Origin of the sequence: Brachybacterium sp. AOP24-D1-21 (assembly GCF_052378665.1) — a bacterium.
In the GTDB taxonomy this organism is placed as follows: Bacteria; Actinomycetota; Actinomycetes; order Actinomycetales; family Dermabacteraceae; genus Brachybacterium.
Window position 1 is genome coordinate 2,104,042 of sequence record NZ_JBQSXX010000001.1, and the last position, 23,606, is coordinate 2,127,647.

The 23,606-nt window shown below is 67.9% G+C and carries 18 protein-coding genes and 2 rRNA genes; 6 read left to right on the forward strand and 14 right to left on the reverse strand.

The features are described from left to right. The first annotated feature begins 329 nt into the window (after window positions 1–329). Both ACT3UF_RS09410 and rrf read left to right on the forward strand, forming a co-directional pair. Window positions 330–3,395: ribosomal RNA gene (locus tag ACT3UF_RS09410) — 23S ribosomal RNA — on the forward strand. Window positions 3,396–3,515: 120 nt separating this feature from the next. Beyond that, window positions 3,516–3,632 (forward strand): 5S ribosomal RNA (gene rrf, locus ACT3UF_RS09415). A gap of 277 nt (window positions 3,633–3,909) precedes the next feature. On the opposite strand, the gene ACT3UF_RS09420 is transcribed toward rrf, so the two are convergent. After that, window positions 3,910–6,216 (reverse strand): AAA family ATPase, encoded by a 2,307-nt coding sequence (locus tag ACT3UF_RS09420; RefSeq protein WP_444601606.1) that lies wholly within the window; start codon window positions 6,214–6,216, stop codon window positions 3,910–3,912. 101 nt (window positions 6,217–6,317) lie between these two features. On the opposite strand from ACT3UF_RS09420, the gene ACT3UF_RS09425 reads away from it, so the two are divergent. Then, window positions 6,318–6,623 (forward strand): DUF2277 domain-containing protein, encoded by a 306-nt coding sequence (locus ACT3UF_RS09425; protein WP_441446229.1) that lies wholly within the window; start codon window positions 6,318–6,320, stop codon window positions 6,621–6,623. Between the two features lie 37 nt (window positions 6,624–6,660). Here the strand turns inward: ACT3UF_RS09425 and ACT3UF_RS09430 are convergent, their stop codons facing one another. From ACT3UF_RS09430 to ACT3UF_RS09445, 4 genes are read right to left on the reverse strand one after another with little or no spacing between them, the layout of a single operon-like run. Continuing rightward, window positions 6,661–7,455 carry an enoyl-CoA hydratase/isomerase family protein gene (locus tag ACT3UF_RS09430; RefSeq protein WP_441446230.1) on the reverse strand — a complete coding sequence of 265 codons (795 nt, stop codon included), beginning with the start codon at window positions 7,453–7,455 and terminating at the stop codon, window positions 6,661–6,663. Between the two features lie 43 nt (window positions 7,456–7,498). Continuing rightward, complete coding sequence (locus ACT3UF_RS09435) at window positions 7,499–8,275, reverse strand: SDR family NAD(P)-dependent oxidoreductase (RefSeq protein ID WP_444601386.1); 777 nt, start codon at window positions 8,273–8,275, stop codon at window positions 7,499–7,501. Between the two features lie 28 nt (window positions 8,276–8,303). Further along, window positions 8,304–9,446 (reverse strand): acyl-CoA dehydrogenase family protein, encoded by a 1,143-nt coding sequence (locus ACT3UF_RS09440; RefSeq protein WP_444601385.1) that lies wholly within the window; start codon window positions 9,444–9,446, stop codon window positions 8,304–8,306. A 43-nt stretch (window positions 9,447–9,489) separates the two neighbouring features. Beyond that, complete coding sequence (locus ACT3UF_RS09445) at window positions 9,490–10,158, reverse strand: TetR/AcrR family transcriptional regulator (protein ID WP_444601384.1); 669 nt, start codon at window positions 10,156–10,158, stop codon at window positions 9,490–9,492. Between the two features lie 410 nt (window positions 10,159–10,568). On the opposite strand from ACT3UF_RS09445, the gene ACT3UF_RS09450 reads away from it, so the two are divergent. Next, on the forward strand, window positions 10,569–12,539 hold the full coding sequence (locus tag ACT3UF_RS09450; protein WP_444601383.1) for a DUF222 domain-containing protein: 1,971 nt from the start codon (window positions 10,569–10,571) through the stop codon (window positions 12,537–12,539). A gap of 43 nt (window positions 12,540–12,582) precedes the next feature. On the opposite strand, the gene ACT3UF_RS09455 is transcribed toward ACT3UF_RS09450, so the two are convergent. The 5 genes from ACT3UF_RS09455 to ACT3UF_RS09475 all read right to left on the reverse strand — a co-directional run bounded on the left by ACT3UF_RS09455 (window position 12,583) and on the right by ACT3UF_RS09475 (window position 17,778). Continuing rightward, window positions 12,583–13,335 carry a response regulator transcription factor gene (locus ACT3UF_RS09455; RefSeq protein ID WP_444601382.1) on the reverse strand — a complete coding sequence of 251 codons (753 nt, stop codon included), beginning with the start codon at window positions 13,333–13,335 and terminating at the stop codon, window positions 12,583–12,585. 14 nt (window positions 13,336–13,349) lie between these two features. Continuing rightward, on the reverse strand, window positions 13,350–14,585 hold the full coding sequence (locus ACT3UF_RS09460; RefSeq protein ID WP_444601381.1) for an ATP-binding protein: 1,236 nt from the start codon (window positions 14,583–14,585) through the stop codon (window positions 13,350–13,352). After that, a complete protein-coding gene (locus tag ACT3UF_RS09465) occupies window positions 14,582–15,436 on the reverse strand; it encodes an ABC transporter permease (protein ID WP_444608282.1) in 855 nt (284 codons plus the stop codon). The genes ACT3UF_RS09460 and ACT3UF_RS09465 overlap by 4 nt, the downstream gene beginning before the upstream one ends. Further along, the gene (locus ACT3UF_RS09470; RefSeq protein ID WP_444601379.1) at window positions 15,433–16,374 is read right to left on the reverse strand and encodes an ATP-binding cassette domain-containing protein; all 942 of its coding nucleotides are present in this window, start codon (window positions 16,372–16,374) and stop codon (window positions 15,433–15,435) included. The genes ACT3UF_RS09465 and ACT3UF_RS09470 overlap by 4 nt, the downstream gene beginning before the upstream one ends. 162 nt (window positions 16,375–16,536) lie before the next feature. Further along, window positions 16,537–17,778, reverse strand: coding sequence for an MFS transporter (locus ACT3UF_RS09475; protein ID WP_444601378.1), 1,242 nt, complete (start codon window positions 17,776–17,778; stop codon window positions 16,537–16,539). A 251-nt stretch (window positions 17,779–18,029) separates the two neighbouring features. On the opposite strand from ACT3UF_RS09475, the gene ACT3UF_RS09480 reads away from it, so the two are divergent. Further along, window positions 18,030–19,139, forward strand: coding sequence for an alcohol dehydrogenase family protein (locus tag ACT3UF_RS09480; protein ID WP_442332356.1), 1,110 nt, complete (start codon window positions 18,030–18,032; stop codon window positions 19,137–19,139). After that, window positions 19,129–20,160, forward strand: a complete 1,032-nt coding sequence (locus ACT3UF_RS09485; protein WP_442332357.1) for a proline racemase family protein — start codon at window positions 19,129–19,131, stop codon at window positions 20,158–20,160. Before ACT3UF_RS09480 ends, ACT3UF_RS09485 begins: the two co-directional genes overlap by 11 nt. Window positions 20,161–20,189: 29 nt before the next feature. On the opposite strand, the gene ACT3UF_RS09490 is transcribed toward ACT3UF_RS09485, so the two are convergent. From ACT3UF_RS09490 to ACT3UF_RS09505, 4 genes are all read right to left on the reverse strand, one after another. Further along, entirely contained in the window at window positions 20,190–20,777 is a 588-nt protein-coding gene (locus ACT3UF_RS09490) for an OmpA family protein (protein ID WP_442332358.1), read from the reverse strand. A gap of 2 nt (window positions 20,778–20,779) precedes the next feature. Further along, a complete protein-coding gene (locus ACT3UF_RS09495) occupies window positions 20,780–21,478 on the reverse strand; it encodes a hypothetical protein (protein ID WP_442332359.1) in 699 nt (232 codons plus the stop codon). 126 nt (window positions 21,479–21,604) lie between these two features. Further along, the gene (locus ACT3UF_RS09500; protein ID WP_442332360.1) at window positions 21,605–22,867 is read right to left on the reverse strand and encodes a serine/threonine-protein kinase; all 1,263 of its coding nucleotides are present in this window, start codon (window positions 22,865–22,867) and stop codon (window positions 21,605–21,607) included. After that, window positions 22,867–23,553: an RNA polymerase sigma factor gene (locus ACT3UF_RS09505; RefSeq protein WP_442332361.1), complete on the reverse strand. Its 687-nt coding sequence runs from the start codon at window positions 23,551–23,553 to the stop codon at window positions 22,867–22,869. The genes ACT3UF_RS09500 and ACT3UF_RS09505 overlap by 1 nt, the downstream gene beginning before the upstream one ends. Window positions 23,554–23,606: the final 53 nt, after the last annotated feature.

The following is a 23,606-nucleotide window of genomic DNA, read 5'->3' on the forward strand; positions in this document are numbered from 1 at the left end:
GTGGGGGTGGTTGCTCAAGGGTGGAACATCAACGAATAGGCGCTTCATCAGCTGGCATGGCTTGTGAGTACCGCTCCTTTTGGGGGTGTGGAAAGCGGGTGTGCTGGGTGGTTTGAGGTGGAGACACGCTATTGGGTTGTGAGGCTGCACGCAGCCCCAACGGGACCGTCCTTCGGGAGGGTCTTTTTTGGGGTGTGTGGCTGGTCCTCCCTGATCTTGCCTGGCGCGAATGCGTGGGTGGGGTTGGTGTGGGGTTGTTTCTTGAGAACTGCATAGTGGACGCGAGCATCTTGTAAGCAATTTTAAAGATTTTGTGTCTTTGTGTGTTGCCGTAAGTTTTAAAGGGCACACGGTGGATGCCTTGGCAAGAGGAGCCGACGAAGGACGTGGGAGTCTGCGTTAAGCCTCGGGGAGTTGACAACCGAACTGTGATCCGAGGATGTCCGAATGGGGAAACCCACCACGAGTCATGTCGTGGTACCCACCGCTGAATGTATAGGCGGTGTGGAGGGAACGCGGGGAAGTGAAACATCTCAGTACCCGCAGGAAGAGAAAACAAAAGTGATTCCGTGAGTAGTGGCGAGCGAATTCGGATGAGGCTAAACCTGGTCTGTGTGATACCCGGCAGGGGTTGCAGGTTGGGGGTTGTGGGACGTATCAGGGCTGTCTGCCGGCAGCTCGGCGTGGACGTATAGCGATAGTCGAAGTCGTGTTGAGTGCGACGGCGTAGAGGGTGTGACCCCCGTAGACGAAATCGATGTACGGCGCGATGCTGTTCCCAAGTAACACCGGACCCGTGAAATCTGGTGTGAATCTGCCAGGACCACCTGGTAAGCCTAAATACTACCTCTTGACCGATAGCGGACAAGTACCGTGAGGGAAAGGTGAAAAGCACCCCGGGAGGGGAGTGAAATAGTACCTGAAACCGTGTGCTTACAATCCGTCGGAGCCTTTAGGGGTGACGGCGTGCCTTTTGAAGAATGAGCCTGCGAGTTAGTGGTCGGTGGCGAGGTTAACCCGTGTGGGGTAGCCGTAGCGAAAGCGAGTCTGAACGGGGCGTTCAGTCGCCGGCTCTAGACCCGAAGCGAAGTGATCTATCCATGGGCAGTGTGAAGCGCGGGTAAGACCGCGTGGAGGCGCGAACCCACTTCAGTTGAAAATGGAGGGGATGACCTGTGGATAGGGGTGAAAGGCCAATCAAACTTCGTGATAGCTGGTTCTCCCCGAAATGCATTTAGGTGCAGCGTTGCGTGTTCCGTACCGGAGGTAGAGCACTGGATAGGCGATGGGCCCCACCGGGTTACTGACCTTAGCCAAACTCCGAATGCCGGTACGCTAGAGCGCAGCAGTGAGACTGTGGGGGATAAGCTTCATAGTCGAGAGGGAAACAGCCCAGAACATCAGCTAAGGCCCCTAAGCGTGTGCTAAGTGGAAAAGGATGTGGAGTTGCTGAGACAACCAGGAGGTTGGCTTAGAAGCAGCCACCCTTGAAAGAGTGCGTAATAGCTCACTGGTCAAGTGATTCTGCGCCGACAATTTAGCGGGGCTCAAGCACACCGCCGAAGCTGTGTCATTCAGTCCTTGTGGCTGGATGGGTAGGGGAGCGTCGTGCAGCCAGCGAAGCCGCGGGGGAACCCAGTGGTGGAGGCTGTACGAGTGAGAATGCAGGCATGAGTAGCGAAAGACGGGTGAGAAACCCGTCCGCCGATTGATCAAGGGTTCCAGGGCCAGGTTTATCCGCCCTGGGTTAGTCGGGACCTAAGGCGAGGCCGACAGGCGTAGTCGATGGACATCGGGTTGATATTCCCGAACCGATCGTAGGAGGACCCATACCGAGGCAGTCGATGCTAACCACCCGAGTTTTCCCCATGCCCTTCGGGGTGTGGAGGTTGACGAGGCTGGGAACCAAGGTTGTAGTAGGTCAGCGCGAGGAATGACGCAGAGAGGTAGCTTCCGCGGACTTAATGGAATAGTCCGTCTAAGCGTGCAGCCCGACCCCGGGTAATGCTGGGGTCATCAAGGGTCAGACGTGATGGGGATCCCGTATGGGCGTAGGTGAGTGATCCTGTACTGCCAAGAAAAGTTCCGGCGTGACGAATACGGTCGCCCGTACCCTAAACCGACTCAGGTGATCAGGTAGAGAATACCGAGGCGTTCGAGAGAATCGTGGTTAAGGAACTCGGCAAAATGCCCCCGTAACTTCGGGAGAAGGGGGGCCCGAACCGTGAGAGCGGTGAGGGCCGCAGAGACCAGGGAGAAGCGACTGTTTACTAAAAACACAGGTCCGTGCGAAGTCGTAAGACGCTGTATACGGACTGACGCCTGCCCGGTGCTGGAAGGTTAAGAGGACCGGTTAGACACTTCGGTGTCGAAGCTGAGAATTTAAGCCCCAGTAAACGGCGGTGGTAACTATAACCATCCTAAGGTAGCGAAATTCCTTGTCGGGTAAGTTCCGACCTGCACGAATGGCGTAACGACTTCTCCACTGTCTCAACCGCGAACTCGGCGAAATTGCATTACGAGTAAAGATGCTCGTTACGCGCAGCAGGACGGAAAGACCCCGGGACCTTTACTATAGTTTGATATTGGTGTTCGGAACGGCTTGTGTAGGATAGGTGGGAGACTTGGAAGCATTCACGCCAGTGAGTGTGGAGTCATTGTTGAAATACCACTCTGGTCGTTTTGGATTCCTAACCTCGGTCCGTGATCCGGATCAGGGACAGTGTCTGATGGGTAGTTTAACTGGGGCGGTTGCCTCCTAAAGAGTAACGGAGGCGCTCAAAGGTTCCCTCAGCCTGGTTGGCAATCAGGTGTTGAGTGTAAGTGCACAAGGGAGCTTGACTGCGAGACAGACATGTCGGGCAGGTGCGAAAGCAGGAACTAGTGATCCGGCACCTCATTGTGGAATGGGTGTCGCTCAACGGATAAAAGGTACCCCGGGGATAACAGGCTGATCTTGCCCAAGAGCTCATATCGACGGCATGGTTTGGCACCTCGATGTCGGCTCGTCGCATCCTGGGGCTGGAGTTGGTCCCAAGGGTTGGGCTGTTCGCCCATTAAAGCGGTACGCGAGCTGGGTTTAGAACGTCGTGAGACAGTTCGGTCCCTATCCGCTGCGCGCGTTGGATATTTGAGAAGTCCTGTCCCTAGTACGAGAGGACCGGGATGGACTGACCTCTGGTGTGCCAGTTGTTCTGCCAAGGGCATGGCTGGTTGGCTACGTCGGGAAGGGATAACCGCTGAAAGCATCTAAGCGGGAAGCCTGCTTCGAGATGAGATATCCATACACCTTCGGGTGTGAGAGGCCCCCAGTAGATGACTGGGTTGATAGGCCAGATGTGGAAGCACAGCAATGTGTGGAGCTGACTGGTACTAATGGCTGATGACTTACTACAACATTTTTATTGTTTATGCGTGTTTGCGTCCACTGTGCGGTTCTCGAGGAACAACTCCTCAGAACGTCGGCTCTCTTTTTGAGGGGTTGGTGTTCTGGTGGTCTGGTTGTCTCATTGTGTTACGGCGGTCATAGCGTCGAGGAAACGCCCGGTTCCATTCCGAACCCGGAAGCTAAGCTCGATTGCGCCGATGGTACTGCACTCGGGAGGGTGTGGGAGAGTAGGTCGCCGCCGGACATCTTTGTGGGAGTGGGAGTGAGCTTGAGACCCTGAAGGGGTCTCGCTCCTCCCACTCCCTTTTTTCATGCCCAAAAACAGGGGCCCGCCAACGAGCGATGAAGTACTGGTCTAAGGGCCTTGTGTGCTATCCGCTGTGCACGCTCGCAATGACCTGCCTCGAATTCAGGGCTGAGTCGATCGCTCGATACTGCAATCGGCTATCGGGACCCAGCCTGACCGACCGCTGGCACGGCGCCGCACAATGCGGTGCGGGACATCACCGCGGACGTCGTCCTCACTGCCCGGCCCACTCCAGGAACTCCTCGGCCGCGATCACCGGCTTGCCCCACTTCACCGCGTTCTTGGTCTTGTTCGACTGGGTGCCGAGCTCGGCGACCACGAGCACGTCGCTCTTGGTCTTGGTGACGTTCGGTACCGCCACGAGCCCGCGATCCTCGGCGAGCCGCTCCAGCCGGTCACGGCTCACGAAGCCAAGGGCGGGGGAGACGACCTCCCCGGTGAAGCACACCCGAGCTCCGGGCACGAGCACCTCGTCCAACACCGACTTCTCCTCGAGCTCGAAGCCGTCGGGAAGCACCCGCACCCCGTAGTGCGCCTCAACAGCGCGCAGCCGCTCCACCACGAGCGAATCCGGGTGGAGGACCCGCTCCCATGCGGTCTCCAGCGCCTGGGCCAGCACGAGTGCGGCGTCATCCTCGGCAGAGAGGTTGCCACCCACCACGAATCCCTCCGGGCCCTCCATCCCGTCGGCCCCGGTGCTGCGGGCGAGCAGGAAGCCATGCCCGCGCACCAGCTGGGGGAACGCGGTCCCACCGGTCGCCGGCATCGCCCCGTCGGCGCGCAGCCGCTGCACTGCCGCACGCACGGTGCGGGCCCGCTCGAGCGCCGTCGCAGCTCGCAGCCCGGCCCGCTCGGCGGAGGTGAGGTCACCCGTCGGCAGATCGATCCCCAGCGGCATGGGCTGCACGATCCCGTTGCGCTTGAGCTCGAAATCGATGCGGGAGAGCTGCTGGTCCACCCCCGCCCCGATCGGCACCCGCCCGGCCAGCAGCGGGGACAGCGCCCGCCAGGCCTCGACCAGCAGCGGCGCGAGCTGCACGTCCCGCGTGGTGATCCCGAACTCGGTGCGGGCGGCGAACAGGTCGCTGGTGGGGTTGATGACCGTGGTCGCCTCGTCACCCTCGTCGGTGACCAGCGCGATCTCGACAGATCGGGGACGGTAGCGGTCGCCGTCGTTGCCGACGGTGAGCGCTGCCAGATACACCTCGCCCAGATCATCCGCCGTCGCCGCCTGAGAGGCGAGGAAGCGTCGCACCCGGGTGTCGGACTTCAGGTCGCGCGGCAGCACATCGCGCTTCAGCACCAGACCCTCGAGACTCGTGCAGCGCGAGAGCGCCACATACAGCTGACCATTGGCGAAGGTGCCGCCGGTGAGGTCCACGACCACCCGCTCGAGGGTCTGGCCCTGGGACTTGTGGATGGTGATCGCCCAGGCCAGCTTCATCGGCAGCTGGGTGAAGGTGCCGATCACCTCGTGGACCAGGGCGCCGCCCTGCACACTGGGGCGGGTGATGTCCCAGGTGTGCGGCGGCACCTGGACGGTGCTGCCGTCACGCAGCTGGACGGCGATGACGGGCCCGTCCTCATCGCTGCCGATCGCGGAGATGCGACCCAGGGTGCCGTTGACCCAGCGGTCCAGCGGATCGTTGGTGAGCATCATGACCTGCGCACCGACGGCGAGCTCCAGCTGCGCCTCGGTGGGGCGCTCGAATCCGTCGGTCTCACCGCGCAGGACGGCGGGGAAGGTCTTGGCCGGATCCGGCAGGCGTTCGAGCAGCTGCCGGTTGCGGGCGCCGACGATCCGGTTGGTGGTGGCGAGGGTCAGCCAGAACTCCGTGAGCGGGGGCTCGAACTCCGGATCCGTCCGACGGTTCAGCTCCGCGCGCGCGTCCTCCAGCAGTGCCCCGTCGCGCACGGAGTTCAGCAGATCCACCAGTCGGTCATCCCCGAGCTGGCGGAACACGGTGGCGAGCTCGACGACCGGGAAGGTCTCCCGGTCGAACGAGCGGGCGGAGAAGAAGAAGGGTGTGCCATAGCGCTCCTCGATGAAGGACGCCTCCGCGTCGGTCACCACCGGCGGCAGCTGATACAGGTCCCCGACGAGCACCAGCTGCACCCCACCGAGCGGCTCCCCGGGCCGCGGACCGAAGCGCTCGAGCGCCGCGGTGAGGGCGTCGAAGAGGTCGGCGCGCACCATCGAGGCCTCGTCGATGATCAGCGTGTCCAGCTCCGCGAGCGCCTTCGCGAAGCGGCCCGGGTAGTAGCCGCCCCCGCGCACCATCTCCTCGCTCACCCCGAGCGGGAAGGAGAACAGGCGGTGGATCGTGTAGCCGTCCACGTTCAGCGCCGCGATCCCGGTGGGCGCGACCGTGATCGTCGACCGCGTCGTGGTCTCCAGGAAGTGCCTGATCAGCGTGGACTTGCCCGTGCCTGCCCGGCCGGTGAGGAAGAGGTGGTCGCCGGCGTGCAGGTGGTCCAGGGCATCCTGGAACTCCGGAGTGATCGTGAGCTGGGTGGGCATGGGTCCATTGTCCCGGATGGGGGCGGGGGTGAGGCGGGGAGGGTGCCGTGCAGTCTCCGCCGGGCATTGCCCGGCCCTCGCTCCCGTGCCAACCTTGTCCCATGTGCCGCAACATCAGGCCCCTCCACAACTTCGCGCCCGAGGCCACCTCCCAGGAGGTGCACGATGCCGCGCTGCAGTACGTGCGCAAGGTCAGCGGGATGACCAAGCCGTCTCAGGCGAACACCGAGGCATTCGAGCGAGCGGTCGCCGAGATCGCGCATGCCACCGAGCATCTGCTGGCTGAGCTGGTGACCGCCGCCCCGCCGAAGGACCGCGAGGAGGAGCGGGAGAAGGCCCGGGCCCGGAATGCCAAGCGGTTCCCGCAGAGCTCCGTGCAGACCACCCCGCAGCCCGCCGCATCCTGAGGCGGGCGGCCGCCGGGCCGTCGGCTCCCACCGCGGGTCACTGCCCCTCGAACCCCGGCGCCCGCTTCTCCAAGAACGCCGCAGCACCTTCGGCCTTGTCCTGCGTCGTGTAGAGCAGCGTCTGCGCGAGCTGCTCCAGCAGCAGTCCCGTCCGCTGATCCGCGTCCGCTCCCGGACCGACGACCAGCTTCGCGAGTCGGATCGCGAGCGGGCCCTTGGCGAGGATGCTCGCCATGATCTCCGCGGCCGTGGGCAGCAGTTCCGCGGCGGGCACCACCGTGGTGACCAGGCCGTAGTGCTCCGCCTGCTCGGCGGTCAGGGCTCGGCCGGTGAGGATCATCTCGAGCGCTCGGCCGACGCCCACCAGACGGGAGAGCCGCTGGGTGCCGCCGGCGCCGGGCAGCACCCCGAGCCCCACCTCGGGCAGGCCCATGCTCGCGTTCTCCGCGGCGATGCGGATGTCACAGCTCATCGCGAGCTCCAGGCCGCCGCCCATCGCGACACCGTTCAGGGCGGCGATCGTGGGCTTCGGGAAGTCCTGGATCCGGTCGAAGAGCTTCTGCATCGTGGCAGCCAGCCCGTCGACGGTCTTCCAGGCGGCGAGCTCGGAGATGTCCGCCCCGGCGGCGAAGGCCTTCGGGCCGCTGCCGGTGATGATCACCCCGCGCACGGCGTCGTCGGCCGCCCAGGCATCCAGCGCCTGGGCGATCTCTGCCTGCATGGTCGCGGTGAGGGCGTTGCGCTGCTCCGGGCGGTGGAGCGTGATCGTCCCGATCGGGCCTGTCACCTCGGCGCGGATCGTCTCGAAGGTGCGGGGCTGCTGCTCGGTCATGCTCGCCTGCTCTCTGCGTCGGTGGTGAGATCGCGGGGTGGGCTCAGGCCATGGTGAGCCCGCCGGAGACGGACAGGGTCTGACCGGTGATGTAGCCGGAGGCGGGGGAGGCGAGGAAGGCGACGGCGTTCGCGAGATCCTCCGGCTGAGCGAGACGGCGCAGCGGGATCGCCCGCTCGAGCGATGCACGCAGTGTCGGGCTGTCCTCGGAGATCGAGGCGAACAGCGGGGTGTCCGCCGGGCCGGGGCACACCACGTTCGCGGTGATGCCGGCGCGAGCGCTCTCGCGGGCGAGCGTCTTGGTGAACGCGACGATCCCGCCCTTGCAGGCCGAGTACACGGCTTCGCCGCTCGAACCCACCCGGGCGGCGTCGGACGCGATGTTCACGACGGTGCCGTGGCCCTGCTCCGTCATCACTCGCACCACCGACTGGCAGCAGTGCAGGGTGCCGTAGAGGTTGATGCCGATGATGCGATCCCAGAGCGCGGGATCCTGCTCGAGGAACGGGCCGACCTTGTCCCAGCCGGCGTTGTTGACCAGCACGTCGATCCGGCCGAAGCGTTCTATGACCTGGGTGGTCATCGCATCCACGCTCACGCGGTCGGAGATGTCGACCGGGACGGCGAGGGTGTCGCCGCCGAGCTCTGCGGCGACGCGCCGGGCTGCGGTCTCGTCGAGATCGGCGACGACCACGATGGCCCCGTCGGCCGTGAGCCGGGTCGCGATCCCCTTGCCGATGCCGCTCGCGGCGCCGGTGACGATGCAGATCCGCCCGGTGAGGTCCTGGTCGTTGGTGGCGGGAGCTGGGGGCTGTGTCATGACGATTCTCCTCGGGTCAGGGGTGCGTTCATGGGGCGAGCTCGCGGTCCACGCTGTGGCGGGCGATGACGAGCTTCATGATCTGGGCGGTGCCGTCACCGATCTGGAGCCCGAGCACGTCGCGGAGGCGCTGCTCGATCGGCCGGTCGGTCAGGTAGCCGTACTGGCCATGGCTGAGCAGGCACTGGTGGATGACGTCGTAGGCCGTCTTCGGCGCCCACCACTTGCACATCGCGGCCTCTTTCGTGTGCGGCAGTCCGGAGTCCTTCAGCCAGAGGGTCTTCTGACAGAGCAGCCGGGCGGCCTCCAGCAGGGTCTCCGCCTCGGCCAGCGGGAACGCCACCCCCTGGAAGGAGCTCAGCGGACGGTCGAAGGCCATGCGCCCGCTGGTGTACTCCCAGGTCTCCTCGAGGGTGACCTGGGCGGCGCCGATCACCTGCAGGCCGATCAGAGCGCGGGAGAAGTCGAACCCCTGCATGACCTGGGTGAACCCCGTGCCCAGCTCTCCCAGCAGGTTCTCCTCGGGGATCCAGGTGTCGGTGAACTCCACCAGCCCGCGGCCCACGGCTCTGGTCCCCATGTCGGGGGCGACGCGGCGCTCGGTCCCGCCGCGGTCCAGCTCCACCAGGAAGGCGCTGATGCCACGGCCGCGGCGTCCCTCCTCGGTCCGAGCGAAGACCACGGCGGCGCTCGCGTGCATCGCGAAGGACATGGATTTGGTGCCGCTGAGCACCCAGCCGTCGGCCTGGGGCCTGGCGGTCATGGAGGGGTTTCCGGCATCGGATCCGGCGCCCGGTTCCGAGAGTCCGATCGCCACGATGTCCTCGCCGCTGGTGATCCGGGGAACCCACCGTGCTGCGACCTCCCTGCGTGCGGTGCGCGCCAGGATCTGGCCGACGAGGGAGCCGATGACCTGGACGTAGGCGACGGTGAGGTCGCCCCGCGCGATCTGTTCGGTGAGCATTCCGGTGGTGAGCGCGCGCTCGCTGCGGCCGCCGAGCGCCGTCGGGAGCTCCGGGGCGATCAGCCCGCGTGCCCCCATGAGCAGGCGCAGCTCCGGCTCGATGATCTGGTTCTTCTCTCGCTGGGGGTAGTCGGGGGCGATCTGAGCGGCGACCTCGGCGGCCGCGTCGATATAGCCCTGCATCGCGTCGTCGATGACGAAATCCATGAGGCCTCCTGGGGCTTCGGGCTGGAGTGAAAGGAGCGGTGAGCTACGTGAGGTCGCCGAGCAGGTCGGGGTAGTGGCTGCGATGTTCGGGGCGGATCGCGGTGGAGAGGAGGAGGGCGGTCTGGGTGCGGAGGAACTCCTCGAACGTCATCCGCGGTGCGAAGTACCAGTGCTTCAGCGCCCAGGAGTGGGCCACTGTGAGCAGGTCATAGGAGTACAGCTCGGCGTGGACGGGGCGGAGCAGCCCCTGCCCGATGGCGGCGTCCACGGCGCTGCGCAGGGGTTCGACAGTGCGGATCTCCAGCTCCTTGACGACCGCCCGCCCTGCCTCATCCAGGGTGTTCGACTCGCGATAGGTGAGCATCACCGCCTGGCGGTTCTCCCGGATGACGGTGCAGTAGGCGGCGAAGGCGCCGGCGATCTGGCGGACCGGATCGTCTTCGGGTTTCAGTGCCTCCGAGAGGAGCCGCCCCATCTCGTCGAGCACCCCTTCGGTGACGGCCTGCACGAGCTCCTGCTTGTTCGCGAAGTACCGGTAGATCAGGCCGACGGAGACGCCGGCCGCGGCGGCGATCGACTGCATCGAGACCGCCTGCGAGCCGCTCCGCTCCATCAGCGGGACGGCCGCGTGCAGGATCTGCCGTCGGCGCGCATCGGACCTGGCGGCGCGGGCGGCCTCCTCCGGAGCGATCGCTGTGTCAGCGCGGAGCATGACCTCCCCTTCGGTGGGTGAGCGAGCTGGGTGAACATCATTCATCAGAAATGAATGGTGATTCACTGACGAGTCTGGCGCGGTCGGGGCGGCACGTCAAGGGGTGGGGATGGCTGACTCGAGTGCGGGGGTCTGCTGCTGCTCGTGGAGCGCACCGGGAGGGATGTGCACGTTGTTGCGTCTTTTTCAGAGTCGGCGTTGAGGAATTGTGGGCTGCGGGATGTGGTCAGATTCCGATATTTCTGAGTGGTGGGCAGATGTGGGCCTGGCCATGGCTGTTGGTTGTCACCGTTCCTCCACAGCGCCTGGTTGTCCACATTCTTATCCACAGCGTTAGGGGGCCCGCCAGAGTTATCCACAGGGATGGAGGGGTGCTGGTTCTGCGATTCGAACCTCCGTACGATCGAGGCATGGACGCGAAGATGCCGAACGACGATGGGGACAGCCCCGGTGGGGCCGAGCCCCGCCATGGTGCTGCCTCGCCGTCAGCGGACGTCCTGAGCTCCGTCGCCACCCAGTACGCAGATATCGATGCGAGTGGACCCGCGCGGGTACTGCTGGCGCAGGTGCTCGCCGCGACGCTCGTGGCCTTCACCGATACCCGCGCGGTTCGCGATCCGCTGCCAGAGACGGCACCCGGCTCCCCGGAGGAAGCACTGGCCGTCCTCGCGGGGCTCGACCATCTGCGCGCCTCTCTCGCCGCGGTGGATGCCACCTGGCAGGTCGCCGCGGAGCAGCGGATCCGCGCGGCCGATCAGGGCCGCGGGATCCCTGCGTCGAAGCAGGGCAAGGGGGCGAACCAGGAACTCGGCCTGGCACGTCGGGTCTCGCCGGCCGCCTCGGCCTTCTCGCTCGCCTCGGCGCGGCGTCTCACCCAGCACATGCCCGGCATGGTCGACAGCCTGTGGGAGGGCTCCGTCGCCGAGCAGCAAGCCTCCGTGGTGGCAGCCGCTCTCGCGGGGGCGAGCCCCGACACCTGTGCACGGATCGACGAGATGATCCAGGAGAACCCCCATCTCTTGGAGGGGAAGGGCAAGAAGCGCCTCCGCTCAGACATCGACAAGCTGATCCAGAAGCTCGAGCCCGAAACTTCCCGTGCACGTGCGGAGCGCGCTGCCCGGGCCCGGCACGTGACGATGACTCCGCTGGCAGATGGGATGGCGCGCGTGACGGCCGTGCTGCGCGGGATCGACGCCGCTGGCATGATGCGTGCGCTCGCCGCCAAGGCCAGGTCCTTGAAAGCTGCGGGGGATCGGACCCCGACCCCGGCCCTTGAGGCAGATCTGATGGTCGACGTCATCCTCCACCCGCACCCGCACCCGCACCCGCACCTGCACCCGACTGAGTTGCAAGAGCGGAGTTCCTCCGACTCCCAGGAGCGAACTTCCGAAGAGTCTCCGGATCACGGCGACGCCCAGTCTCCGGCACCGACGACCTCGGCACCCCGCCAGCCTCGCCCGACCCCGAATCTCGACATCGGAATCGTCATCACCGATACCGCTCTGCTGGGCCGTGATGGAGATGCCGAATGCGCACAGCTCGAGGGATACGGGACGATCCCTGCCCACATCGTGTCCGACACTCTGTTGGGCAGGCCTCCTGGCCAGGTGCAACCAGCCGCTGAACTCCACCCCGACGACGAGGTCTCCGCGGTGTTCCGCCGTCTCTACACCAGCCCCCGCACAGGCGAGCTGGTCGCGATGGAGTCCCAGGCGAGAGCATTCCCTGCAGGCCTTGCGAGGATGATTCGATGGCGGGACACGACCTGCCGTACGCCCTGGTGCAACGCTGTGATCCGCCAGAGCGACCACGTCATCCCGTATCACCGCGGCGGGCCCACCAGCTTTGCGAACGGCCAAGGCCTGTGTGTGCGCTGCAACCTGCTCAAGGAGCTCGGGCTGTGGGTGCTCACGGCTGTCACGTCAGTGGAAGGTGACGATATCGGGGACGTGGATGGCCGCGTCGCGACGACAGCGATCACGCCGAATCCCGTCACACCGAGCCGTGTCGAACCGAACCCTGCCGAGCCCATCCGTGTCAGGCCGAGTCCCGTCGAACCGAGCCCTGCCGAGCCCATCCGTGTCAGGCCGAGTCCCGTCGAACCGAGCCCTGCCGAGTCGAGCCCGAGGCCGCAGGCAGCACCGCGAACGCGGGGGACGGCGGCATCGCAGCGAGAGAACTCTTGGCCCTCGCAGTCACCGCCGGCCGCCTGGATCTGGACCAGTCCACATGGCGCACAGGGCATCTCTCCGACACCGCCGCTGGTGGCCCCGCATACATCGACGGCTGAGGACAGACCCTCCGATGAGGGCGGCTCGGACCAGCCGAAGGGCCAGGCGGCAGACCCACCTGATGCGCCCGGGCCCGCATCTCCGGCGTGAGCGCGGGACGCTTGCACGTCGTCCGGCCACGTCCCGGTGTCGCCTACTCGCCGACGCTCACCACTCCCAGCTCATAGGCCCGGATGACAGCCTGGACGCGGCTGGGCACATCGAGCTTGAGAAGGATCCGGCCGAAGTGTGCTTTGACCGTGGACTCGCTCAGGTGCAGCGTCTGGGCGATCTCCGAATTGGTGAGACCTCGACCCACCAGGAGGAACACCTCACGCTCGCGCTCGGACAGCAGCGAGAGCTGGTCCTCCACCTCACGGCTCGTCGGCCCGGGAAGATGCGGCACCGCGAGCTCGATCAGCTTTGCCGTCACCCGCGGTGAGATCACCGCATCGCCGGTCTGCACCGTGCGCACTGCGGCCACCAGCTCGTCGGGCCGGGTGTTCTTCAACAGGAACCCGGCTGCGCCTGCCTGCAATGCCCCGAAGGCGAACTCGTCGCGATCGTAGGTGGTCAGCACCAGCACTCGGACGTCCGGCACCGCGACCGAGAGCTGCTTCGTGGCCTCGATGCCGTCCATCCCGGGCATGCGCACATCCATCAGCACCACATCGGGCAGGAGCTGGCGGGCCGTGCGCACGGCTTCCATGCCGTCGGACGCCTCGCCCACGACCTCGATATCGGGTTGGGCATCGAGCACCAGGCGCAGCCCGTACCGGATGAGCTCCTGGTCATCGACCAGCAGCACACGGATGCTCGCAGCCGCATCGGCCGGGCCAGCCACGCCAGCCACGCCAGCCACGTCAGCTGCCGCAGCCGCGTCAGCAGGGTCGGCTCCGTCTGCCATGGCAGTCTCCTCGCTCATCGGTTCTCGGCGGGCAGACGCACCGCCACCCGCCACCCGCCGCCGGCGCGAGGGCCGGCTGTGACGTGCCCATCGTAGAAGGCGGCCCGTTCCCGGATGCCGACCAGGCCGCGTCCCGGATCGGTGGCGGGAAGAGCCGGCGCCGAGGTGTCCTCGACCAGGATCGTCACCTCGTCCGCCCCGATCAGGATCCGCACCAGCACGCCCCGCACCTCGCGCGCGTGACGCAGTACATTGGTGAGCGATTCCTGCACGATCCGGTAGATCGTCAGGCCGATGACCGCGCCCGGATCCAGCTCCCCGCGGCACTCCAGCCGTACCGGCAGGCCCGCCGCCCGGAACTCCTCCACCAGTGCGGGAAGCTCCTCGACCCCGAGGGTTGCCGGCAGCGAGGATTGCCCAGAACCCTCCAGACCGCGCACCGGTCCGAGCAGCCGGCGCACCTCGCCGAGGGTGCGACGCCCGGTCTCGGCAACTCGACCGATCGCCCGCTGCGACTCCTCAGGGTGCTGCGAGGCGGAGGCCTCAGCGCCGTCGGCCAGGGCGATCATCACCGACAGGGAGTGCGCGATGACGTCGTGCATCTCGCGGGCGATGCGCTCCCGTTCCAGGGCCGCGGCGATGCTCGCCTGCTGGTCACGCTCACGCTTCATCTGCTCGGCGCGCTCGACCAGCGCGGCGATGTGCCGCCGGCGGTGCCCGATGTTGATCCCCAGCAGGGCTGTGATCAGCGTGAAGGCGAGGAAGAGGAGCGTGAGGCTGAACCAGTCCAGCGGCCAATCCTCGACCGCGGCCCGCGGGGCCAGGCCCAGCAGCGGCGGACCGAGCCGTGTGCGCAGGGCGAGCACCAGTGCGGCGATCACCGCGACCACGGACGTGAGGCCGAAGCATGCCCACGCTTGACGGGCGCTGCGGGTCACCCCGGCGCGATACAGCGCAGGCAGCACCAGGAATGCTTCGGCCATGCTGCCCACCGCGGCCGTGAGCGGCAGCAGCACGAGCATCGCCGTGAACGCCGCGCCGGGATGCCGGGGCCGGACCAGCACGGTGGTGACCCCGGCCAGTCCCAGCAGCATGATCGCCCACGCCGGCGCGCGCAGAGACGACTCGAGGGAGAGGAACCCCAGCGCGATCGCGAGCAGCAGGTAGGCCGGCAGGATCACGACGTCGGTCCGGCCCCACCGCACCCCAGGGGTGGGGAGGAGCCGGTCCGCGTCTGGAGGGGTGCTCATGCGTCGCGATTCTGCAGGGCGATCGCTCCCGCCGCCAGCGCGAGCACCACCCAGATCGAGACGATCAGCCAGCCCGCAGCGGTGCTGATGTGCCCGTTCCAGATGTCGAGGAACGGACCGCCGGGGGTCTCGACCCGCGCCATGGTGTCTCCGGCATTGCCGAGCAGGGTCACCCGGGCGACGCGCGAGAGCAGGCTGTAGGGGAGCGCGGAGGCGAGGATCGGACCCAGCAGGGTCGCAGCGAAGATGAGGATCGCGCCGACGGTGGTCGAGCGCACCAGCATCCCGATGCCCACGCCGACCACCGCGCACATGCCGAGATAGGCCGCGGCACCGAGCAGCGCCACCAGCACCCCCTGGCCGTTGAGCGGAGCCTCCAGGCCGTGCTTCACATAGAAGGGGTAGGTCGCGGCCCACGCCCCGAACACGGTGACCAGCGCAGTGGCGGTCACGGCGATGAACTGCACGGACGCCTTCGCCCACAGCACGCGCAGCCGCGTCGGCGCCGCCATCAGGGTGGTCTGGATCGAGCCGGAGGAGTACTCCGCGCCGACGGACATGACCCCGAGAATCCCGGCGATGATCTGGCCGAGCACCACCATCGGGATGGTCACGTCCCCGATCGTCCGCTCGAGCGATGGGACCGACGGGACCCCGGAGGATTCCAGGGTGGCGCCGAGGAACAGGCTGCCGCCGAGGCCGACGGCGAAGATCCCGATAAGTGCCAGGACGGCCGAGGGCAGGCTGAGCAGCTTGATCCATTCCGAGCGCAGGGCGTCGCCGAAGGAGGGCCGACGGGTAAGGGCGGCGCCGCGCTGAAGTGTGCTGGTCAGAGGGTCGAAGGTGGTCATCGCGTCGTTCCATTCGCTGCGGTGGTCACCGCACGGTACTCGGCGGAATCCGCCGTGAGGGACAGGTAGGCCTCTTCGAGGGAACCCTCGAGGGTGGTGAGCTCGAACAGGACCACGCCCGCGGTGGCGGCGATGCCGGCCACCTGTTCAGCGGTCAGCCCTGAGATCTCGACGGCGCCGTCGGCCGTGTGCGAGACGGCGACTCCAGCAGAGACCTCAGAGGATCTCACCGCGGCGGTCAGCTCCGGCCCGTCATGGGAGCGGGCCCGGACCAGGGTGCGGGTGGCGCCGGAGATGACCTCGCGCATCGGCCCGTCGGCGAGGATCCTGCCGCGCCCGATGACGATGAGGTGATCGGCGGTCTGGGTCATCTCGCTCATCAGGTGCGAGGAGAGCATCACCGTGCGTCCCTCGGCGGCGAGCTGACGCAGCAGCGCGCGGATCCAGAGGATCCCCTCGGGGTCCAGACCGTTGACCGGCTCGTCGAGGATGACCGTCTGCGGGTCGCCGAGCAGCGCTGCCGCGATGCCCAGGCGCTGCCCCATCCCGAGCGAGAATCCGCCGACGCGCTTGTGCGCCACGGACTCGAGTCCGGCCAGCCCGATCACCTCGTGCACCCGGGCGGTGGGGATGCGGTGGGTGGCGGCCAGGGCGAGCAGGTGCTTGTATGCGCTGCGGCCGCGATGCGCGGCGCGGGCATCCAGCAGCGCTCCCACCTCGTGCAGCGGCGCGGCGAGGTCGCGGTAGGCCGTGCCGTTGACCGTCGCCGTGCCGCTGGTGGGGCGGTCCAACCCCATGATCATCCGCATCGTCGTCGACTTCCCGGCACCATTGGGGCCGAGGAAGCCGGTCACCGTTCCGGGTGCGATGGTGAAGTCGATCCCGTCGACCGCCACCTTCTTGCCGTACTGCTTCGTGAGGGCGTGAACCCGGATCATGTGAGCACCTTTCGTCCTGGCCGACGCTACGGGCGCTCGCGCATCCCGCACATCGGCCTGCGGTGCGGACTTCCGGCACTGACCAGTACCGGGGTACACATGCTCAGCGGGCGCGCCGCCTCCCTGCGGGAGCCCGCGAGCATCGTCTGAGGATCGGCCTGCTCAGCAGGGAGCGGGGACCTCGGCCATGTGCGGCACCTCTGCTGCGGCCCGCGTCTGCTGGCGGCGGTGCACCGCGTACGACCAGCCGGCGATCCCCAGGCCCAGCACGGCCAGCACCACGCCGGTCCACGCCGGAGCGAGCAGGCCCCAGCCGGCGGCGAGCACGCCCGCGCCGAGCGCAGCGCCGAGGGAGTTGCCGATGTTCAGCGCCGAGTGGTGCAGGGCAGCGGCCAGCGACGGGGCGTCCGGGGAGGCGTCCAGCAGGAACAGCTGCAGCGAGGGGCCCATCATCTGGGAGGTCACGGCGATGGCGAGCAGGAGGAGGATCCCGGCGATCGCGTTCTGGGCGACCAGGCCGAACACGGCGAGGCTGATCGCCATGCCGGTCAGGCCGAAGAAGATGGTGCCGTAGATGCTGCGGTCAGCAAGACGCCCTGCGAGCAGGTTCCCGAGCGTCATGCCGAGACCGAAGACGAACAGCGCGAGCGGCACGGCGCGCTCGCCGAGGCCCATCACGCCGGGGACGATCTCGCCGATGTAGCTGTACACCGCGAACATGCCGCCGAAGCCGATCGAGCCGATGCCGAGAGCGAACCACACCTGGGCGCGGCGGAGCGCACCGAGCTCCCCGCGGATCGAGCTGGTCGAGCCGGCGCCCTCAGGTTCGGGCACCAGGCGCCAGATGGCCAGTGTGGTCGCCGCGGCGATCACCACCACGATCACGTACGCCGAACGCCAGCCCACGATCTGGCCGAGCGCCGTCGAAGCCGGCACCCCGATCATGGTCGCGATCGTCAGCCCCAGCATCACCAGAGACACCGACCGGGCACGGCGGCCGGGAGGGGAGAGACGGGAGGCGACCAGCGAGGCGACTCCGAAATAGGCGCCGTGGGGGAGCCCGGCGACGAAGCGGGCGACCGCCAGCGTCGTGAAGTCCGGGGCCATCGCCGAGAGCAGGTTCCCGAGCCCGATCAGGCCGATCAGCAGCACCAGCAGTCGCGCACGCGGGATCCGCACCGCCGCGATCGTCACCAGCGGCGCACCGACCACCACTCCGAGCGCGTACAGGGTGATGAGCATGCCGGCCTGCGGGATGGACACCTCGAGGTCACGGGCGATCTGGGGCAGCAGTCCCATGCTCGCGAACTCGGTGGTACCGATCGCGAAGGCCCCCAGCGACATCGCCAGGATCACCAGGCGCAGCCGCCCGGGGGACAGCGGAGGGGTGGGAGACGAGGTCATGACAGCTCCAGCGCGGGGGTCGGGTGAGACTCGCTGCCGACGCTGGAAGCGGGAAGTACCCCACAATCGTAGTGGCGGAGGTGGGGTCGAGGCCAGGGAAGGTGAGCGACGCAGGCATGGGGTGCCCGTCGGCCGCAGCCTGGCCCTGCGAGCTTTCCTGGCCCCTGGACCTGAATCGTTCTGCACTGGCAGGCTGGCGAGGAGTGGCGCGAGCGCGTGCTCATGCGCCCCGGTGGACAGGAGGGGCCCCGATGACGGCGATCCCCAGGACCATGCAGGCCATGCGATTGATGGGCCACGGCGGCCTGGACCAGCTGGTCCACACCCGCGAAGCGCGGACCCCTGTCCCGGCGCCGGGGGAGGTCCTGATCGACGTCCATGCCTGCGGGATGAACAACACCGACCTCTGGGTGCGCGAGGGTGCCTACGGCAGCGACACCGACCCGTCGGCGGTGTCCTCCTGGCGACGCGGCCGCCCCACGCTCGATTTCCCCCGCATCCAGGGCGCGGACATCGTGGGCCGCATCGCCGCCGTCGGCGGGGGGATCCCCGCCCGGCGGATCGGCCAGCGGGTGATGGTCGACTTCAGCCTCTACCACCGCCCCGAAGGTGATGGCTCCCTGGCCGACATCGACTACATCGGCCACGGCCGCGACGGCGGCTACGCCGAGTACGTCGCGGTCCCCGCAGAGAATGCATACGAGATCACCGCCGAGCTCACCGATGCGGAGCTGGCGACCTTCTGCTGCGCCTATCTCACCGCCGAGCAGATGCTCGACCGGGCCCGCCTGGCCGAGGGGGAGCGGATCCTCATCACCGGGGCCTCGGGCGGAGTCGGCTCCGCGCTGCTCCAGCTCGCCCGGGTGCGCGGGGCGATCCCCTATGCGGTCACCAGCGCCGGCAAGGAGCAGGCGCTGCGCGAGATCGGCGCCGAGGACGTGGTCCTGCGGGAGGCCGAGGACCTGGTCTCCGAGGTCGCCCGCGTGGCCGACGGGCCGATCGATGTGGTCGCCGATCTGGTCGCCGGGCCCCTGTTCAACGACCTGCTGCGGATCCTCCGCCCCGAGGGTCGGTATACGACCGCCGGCGCGATCGGCGGGCCCGTGGTGCAGCTGGACCTGCGCACCGTCTACCTCAAGCATCTCGAGCTGCACGGCTCCTCGCAGGGCACCCGCACCGCATTCCGTCGGCTCGTCGGCTATATCGAGACCGGGCAGATCCGGCCGCTGCTGGATCGCACCTTCCGCCTCTCTGCGCTGCACGAGGCCCAGCGCGCCTTCCAGGCCAAGTCCTATGTCGGCAAGCTGGTGGTGGTCCCGGATCGCCACTGGGGCACGGTCGGAGCGCCCCATGCGCCGTGAACGCAGCATCACGCTGATCGATACCCAGTCCGGCGGAGACGTGAGCCGTGTGGTCACCGCCGGAATCCGGGCGCTACCCGGGGCGAGCGTGCGCGAGCAGGCCCGCTACCTGCAGCGCGAGGGTGACGGGCTGCGCCGGCTGCTGCTCTCGGAGCCCTACGGCGACCCTGCGATGTCGGTGGACCTGATCGTCCCGCCACACCATCCCGAGGCCCAGGCCGGCTACATCATCATGGAGGCGATGGGCTACCCCCTGTACTCCGGTTCCAACACGATCTGCGTCGCGACCGCCCTGCTCGAGAGCGGGATGATCGAGATGACGGGCGCGGAGCAGCGGATCACCCTCGAGTCCCCAGCGGGCCTCGCCCACATCACCGCCCGCATGGCCGACGGGCGGGTCGAGTCGATCACGACTCGGGGCGAGCCCGCCTTCGTCGCTGAACGGGGGCTCTCGGTCGAGGTCCCCGAGTACGGGCCGGTGGGTTTCGATCTGGTCTGGAGCGGCGCCTATTACGCGATGATCTCCGCCGCCGCGCATGGCTTCGAGCTCACCGCGGACGAGCAGATCGCGCTCGCCGCCTTCGGGGACGCCTTCGTGCGCACCGCCCGGCCAGGGCTGCGCCAGGAGCATCCGTCGCTGGGGGACGTGGGGCCGCTGCCCTTCGTCCACTTCATGGGTCGGGTACGCACCCTGGAGGACGGCAGCGTCGAGTCCCGCTCGGCGACCTACGTGCATCCGGGCGTGATCTGTCGCAGCCCGACCGGCACCGGCACCTCCGCGCGACTCGCGCTGCTGGCCGGCGACGGACTCCTCTCACCGGGGGACACGCTGGAGACGATCTCCCCGCGCGGCAACCGATTCGTCGGCACCGTGCTCGGGCAGACCGACGTGGGGGACTTCCCCGCCTGGAACTCGACGACCACCGGCTCGGCGCGACTGATGGCGCGTTCGAAGCTCACCGTGGATCTGGATGATCCGCTGGTGGACGCCTCGGACCTGGAGGGGCTGCTGGGGCCGTGACCGGGTGGGTGCCGTAAGCGCCCAGCGCCTCATTCTCCGTAGTGCAGCTCCACGCGGCGGTTGGCCGCGAACGACGCGGGATCATCGGGATTCTCGGAGGCGGCCGGGTCCTGATCACCCAGCCCTTCCACCTCGAACATGAGATCGGGGCGCTTCGCGGCCAGCGCGTCAGCGACCGCCTGGGCGCGATGCTCGGAGAGCTGCTGGTTGTCGAAGTCGTAGCGGGAGCGGTCCACCGGCCGGGAATCGGTGTGGCCGCTGACCTGCACCGTCGCCCCCTCAGGGACCTCGGCGGCGAGCTCGGCGATCCGCGTGGCGGCGGGTGCTGGCAGGTCCCAGGTGTTGGAGGCGAAGAGGATGTCGGTCTCCAGCACGATCACCTGGTCCTCGGCAGGCTCGCTGCTGCCGAGCGAGGTGACCGATTCAGCAGCGTCGTACCGGGTGACCGAGTCGTCGAGCACCTGTTCGGTGATCTCGAAGCCCTGTTCGGGCGGCCCGTCCGAGATCACCTCGGCGAGGGCGTGTGGGGCGAGGAGTGCCAGGGCGAGCAGGGTCGCGGAGCCGGCGGTGAGCCGCGCGACCCGGCGGCGGGCAGTGGTGGCAGCGTTGAGGGTCATGGTCACTCCTTCCCGTCCGTGGCGGCGTCGCCGTCGGCCGACGTGTCCTGCTCGATCGGGACGTCCTCGAACTCGGGAGCTCCGGGAATGGCGACATTGATCGTCTCGATGTCATCCTCGGGCGTGGCGAAGTTCGCCCAGTACGCCTGGGTGTCGCCGGAGGCGAGCTTGTGCACCGCCTGCTTGCTGTTCCAGACCGTCTTGCCGTCCCAGGCGCCGCCGTTGCGAAGGATGTCGTAGCGCTTGAGATTCGTGCGATCGAACAGCGCCGGACCTACATTCGAGTGGTCCTCGCCCTGCAGCTCCCACAGCGAGAACGCGCCGCTCCCGCTGAACTCGGGGGTGAAGGTGAGCAGCAGCTCCATGGTCTTGCCGCGCTGGCGCAGGTGGTGAAGGCCCACGGTCATCGTCCCGTCGATCTCGTCGGTGGGCAGGGTGTAGCTGATCGTGGAGACCGCATCGCCGGGGTCGACCACCTCGCCGGCGGGCGCGTTCTCCGCCTCAGGCTGCGGGTCCTCCCCGCCGTCGTCGGAGGTGTCGGGCGCGGGCGACGCGGAGCCCTCGGGCGCGGGCTCGGTGGTGCCGTCCTCGAACTCGGCCTCCTCCGCAGCGCCGCACGCGCTGAGGGTCAACGCGGCGAGAGCGGTCAGGGCCAGTGCGGCCTGTCGACGGGTGGGCCGGACCTCGCGGGGGTGGTTCATCGTTCTTCTCCTGTGATCGAGGGCCGTCGCAGCGGCCGTCCTTGAGCTGGTGTCACCCGTACGTCGTCGCGGGGAGCGGAATGGTTGCATCCCATCCCACGAATCTTTCCGGAAGATGAACTGCGCTCACTCCGCGACCGTCACGGTGGTGCGTGCTTCGAGCTCCTGGCCGTCGGCGGTGCGGCCGCGCAGCACCACCTGGGCGGTGCCGGGTGCGGAGGCGGTGAGCACCGCCTGCTCCGCATCGACCAGGTGCGAGCCGGTCGGCAGCGACCACACCCAGGAGTCGACCCCCTCCGCCACAGCGGTGAACACCGCCTCCTCACCGACAGTCACCTCCTCGGGACCCTCGATCGCGAGGGACGCCCCGTCGGCAGCCGACGGCAGGGCATCGCCGCCACCCAGCAGCACCCCCGCGCCCAGACCGAGCAGCAGGGCCAGCGTGATCACCAGCGCCGTCAGGGCGCTGCGCCGGCGGAAGGCCGGCGCGGCCTCGGGCGCTGCGGCCTCAGCCCCGGTCTCACTCCAGCCTCCGCTCCCGGGACCCGTTCCGGGTGCGGGGTCAGCGCCTGCCGGGGCGGAGGCCGACGGGGCGAGGGCCCGCTCGACGTCGGCAAGCCAGGACCGGGCGTCGGGTTGCCGGGCGTCGGGATCCTCCGCGAGTCCCTGCTCGATGACCTCCATGAGCGCGGCGGGCAGGGCAGCATCCCGGCCCAGCCAGCGCAGCAGAGCGGACATCGCCCAGATGTCGGCGCGGATGTCGACCACGGCGGGGCTGGACTGCTCGGGAGGTCGGAACCCCTCGGTGCCGGCGGCGACGGTGAGTCCGGAGCTCACGGCGAGGTCTTTGCACATCCCCAGATCTGCGACCAGCAGCCGTTCGTCCTCGCCCAGCAGCCGGGAGCCGACTCGGCCGGTCCCCGTCCGGGCCTCGCTGACGGTGCCGCCAGTGCTGGTGAGAAGCAGGTTTCCGGGGCTGAGGTCGCGGTGGACGAGCTGGGCCCGGTGCACGGCATCCACGGCGGCGGCCAGTGGACGCGCCAGCGCCAGGACGTCCTCGCCGTTCGCCGTCCAGCCCTGTGCGCGCAGTGCCTCCACCCGGTCGCGCAGGGTTCCGCGGTCGGCATGTTCGAGCACCAGGTAGGGCTGTTGGCGGGAGGTCTGCCCGATGTCGTGGACGGTGACGACGTGCAGGCTGTCCACCCGGCGCAGGCTGCGCCCTTCGGCGATGAACCGTTCCCGGATCTCCGGGTTCAGGCTGTGGTTCTCGGCCAGGATCTTCACCACGACGGCCGCGTCCAGTCGTTCGTCGTACGCGAGATGCGCGGTGGCGAAGGAGCCGACGCCCACCACCTTCCGCAGTCGGTAGTGGCCCACCAGGTCGCCCATCAGCGGAGCCCGGGCCGGGGACGGGCCGCGAGCGCGGAGCTCTCCGTGCCGAGCCTGCCGGCGAGCATCGCACGGCCGCGACTGATCTGCGATTTCACGGTCCCGACGCTGCGACCCAGCCGCGCGGCGATGTCCTTGTACGACAGCTGGTCGAGGTCGCGGAGTTCGACGGGGATCCGGTAGAGCTCCGGCAGCTCGGCCAGCAGCTGACGTACCGTGACGCGGTCCGCGATCAGCGAGCTCATCCGAGCCGCCGGGCGATGCTGCTCGTGCAGTTCCACGGTCTCGCGCTGGCGGCGCAGGTGATCGGCCACGCGCCGGCGGACGATGGTGTGCACCCAGGTGGTCACCTTCGCACGGTGGTCATACCCGCCGATCGACTGTGCGATCGAGATCAAGGAGTCCTGGGCGACGTCTTCCACTGCGGCAGGGTCCAGAAGTGCGGCGCCGGCGAACCGTCGCACCACACCAGACCCCTCGAGGGCCTCGAGCAGCAGCTCGAGCGCCTCGGGGCGGGTGGGGGCGAGGCGCGCGAGAACCTCCAGCGCCTCATCCGTCGAGCCGGTGTCGAGGAGCTCGCTCACCAGACGTCGAGCAGAGTCGATCCTGCCGTCGTGCAGATATCGCGCCAGCTCATCGCTGCGTCGTGTCGTCCCCCCGGCCAGCGGTTCCCACTCCGTGTCCATGACTCGGAGCCTATCGCGAGACTCGCGGTGCGGTATCGAGCGGTGCGGTATCG

Excerpts from the sequence above, each read along its gene's own strand:
- ACT3UF_RS09420 (WP_444601606.1), bottom strand. The coding sequence starts at position 6,216 with ATGCCCACCCAGCTCACGATCACTCCGGAGTTCCAGGATGCCCTGGAC.
- ACT3UF_RS09425 (WP_441446229.1), top strand. The coding sequence starts at position 6,318 with ATGTGCCGCAACATCAGGCCCCTCCACAACTTCGCGCCCGAGGCCACC.
- ACT3UF_RS09430 (WP_441446230.1), bottom strand. The coding sequence starts at position 7,455 with ATGACCGAGCAGCAGCCCCGCACCTTCGAGACGATCCGCGCCGAGGTG.
- ACT3UF_RS09435 (WP_444601386.1), bottom strand. The coding sequence starts at position 8,275 with ATGACACAGCCCCCAGCTCCCGCCACCAACGACCAGGACCTCACCGGG.
- ACT3UF_RS09440 (WP_444601385.1), bottom strand. The coding sequence starts at position 9,446 with ATGGATTTCGTCATCGACGACGCGATGCAGGGCTATATCGACGCGGCC.
- ACT3UF_RS09445 (WP_444601384.1), bottom strand. The coding sequence starts at position 10,158 with ATGCTCCGCGCTGACACAGCGATCGCTCCGGAGGAGGCCGCCCGCGCC.
- ACT3UF_RS09450 (WP_444601383.1), top strand. The coding sequence starts at position 10,569 with ATGGACGCGAAGATGCCGAACGACGATGGGGACAGCCCCGGTGGGGCC.
- ACT3UF_RS09455 (WP_444601382.1), bottom strand. The coding sequence starts at position 13,335 with ATGGCAGACGGAGCCGACCCTGCTGACGCGGCTGCGGCAGCTGACGTG.
- ACT3UF_RS09460 (WP_444601381.1), bottom strand. The coding sequence starts at position 14,585 with ATGAGCACCCCTCCAGACGCGGACCGGCTCCTCCCCACCCCTGGGGTG.
- ACT3UF_RS09465 (WP_444608282.1), bottom strand. The coding sequence starts at position 15,436 with ATGACCACCTTCGACCCTCTGACCAGCACACTTCAGCGCGGCGCCGCC.
- ACT3UF_RS09470 (WP_444601379.1), bottom strand. The coding sequence starts at position 16,374 with ATGATCCGGGTTCACGCCCTCACGAAGCAGTACGGCAAGAAGGTGGCG.
- ACT3UF_RS09475 (WP_444601378.1), bottom strand. The coding sequence starts at position 17,778 with ATGACCTCGTCTCCCACCCCTCCGCTGTCCCCCGGGCGGCTGCGCCTG.
- ACT3UF_RS09480 (WP_442332356.1), top strand. The coding sequence starts at position 18,030 with ATGACGGCGATCCCCAGGACCATGCAGGCCATGCGATTGATGGGCCAC.
- ACT3UF_RS09485 (WP_442332357.1), top strand. The coding sequence starts at position 19,129 with ATGCGCCGTGAACGCAGCATCACGCTGATCGATACCCAGTCCGGCGGA.
- ACT3UF_RS09490 (WP_442332358.1), bottom strand. The coding sequence starts at position 20,777 with ATGACCCTCAACGCTGCCACCACTGCCCGCCGCCGGGTCGCGCGGCTC.
- ACT3UF_RS09495 (WP_442332359.1), bottom strand. The coding sequence starts at position 21,478 with ATGAACCACCCCCGCGAGGTCCGGCCCACCCGTCGACAGGCCGCACTG.
- ACT3UF_RS09500 (WP_442332360.1), bottom strand. The coding sequence starts at position 22,867 with ATGGGCGACCTGGTGGGCCACTACCGACTGCGGAAGGTGGTGGGCGTC.
- ACT3UF_RS09505 (WP_442332361.1), bottom strand. The coding sequence starts at position 23,553 with ATGGACACGGAGTGGGAACCGCTGGCCGGGGGGACGACACGACGCAGC.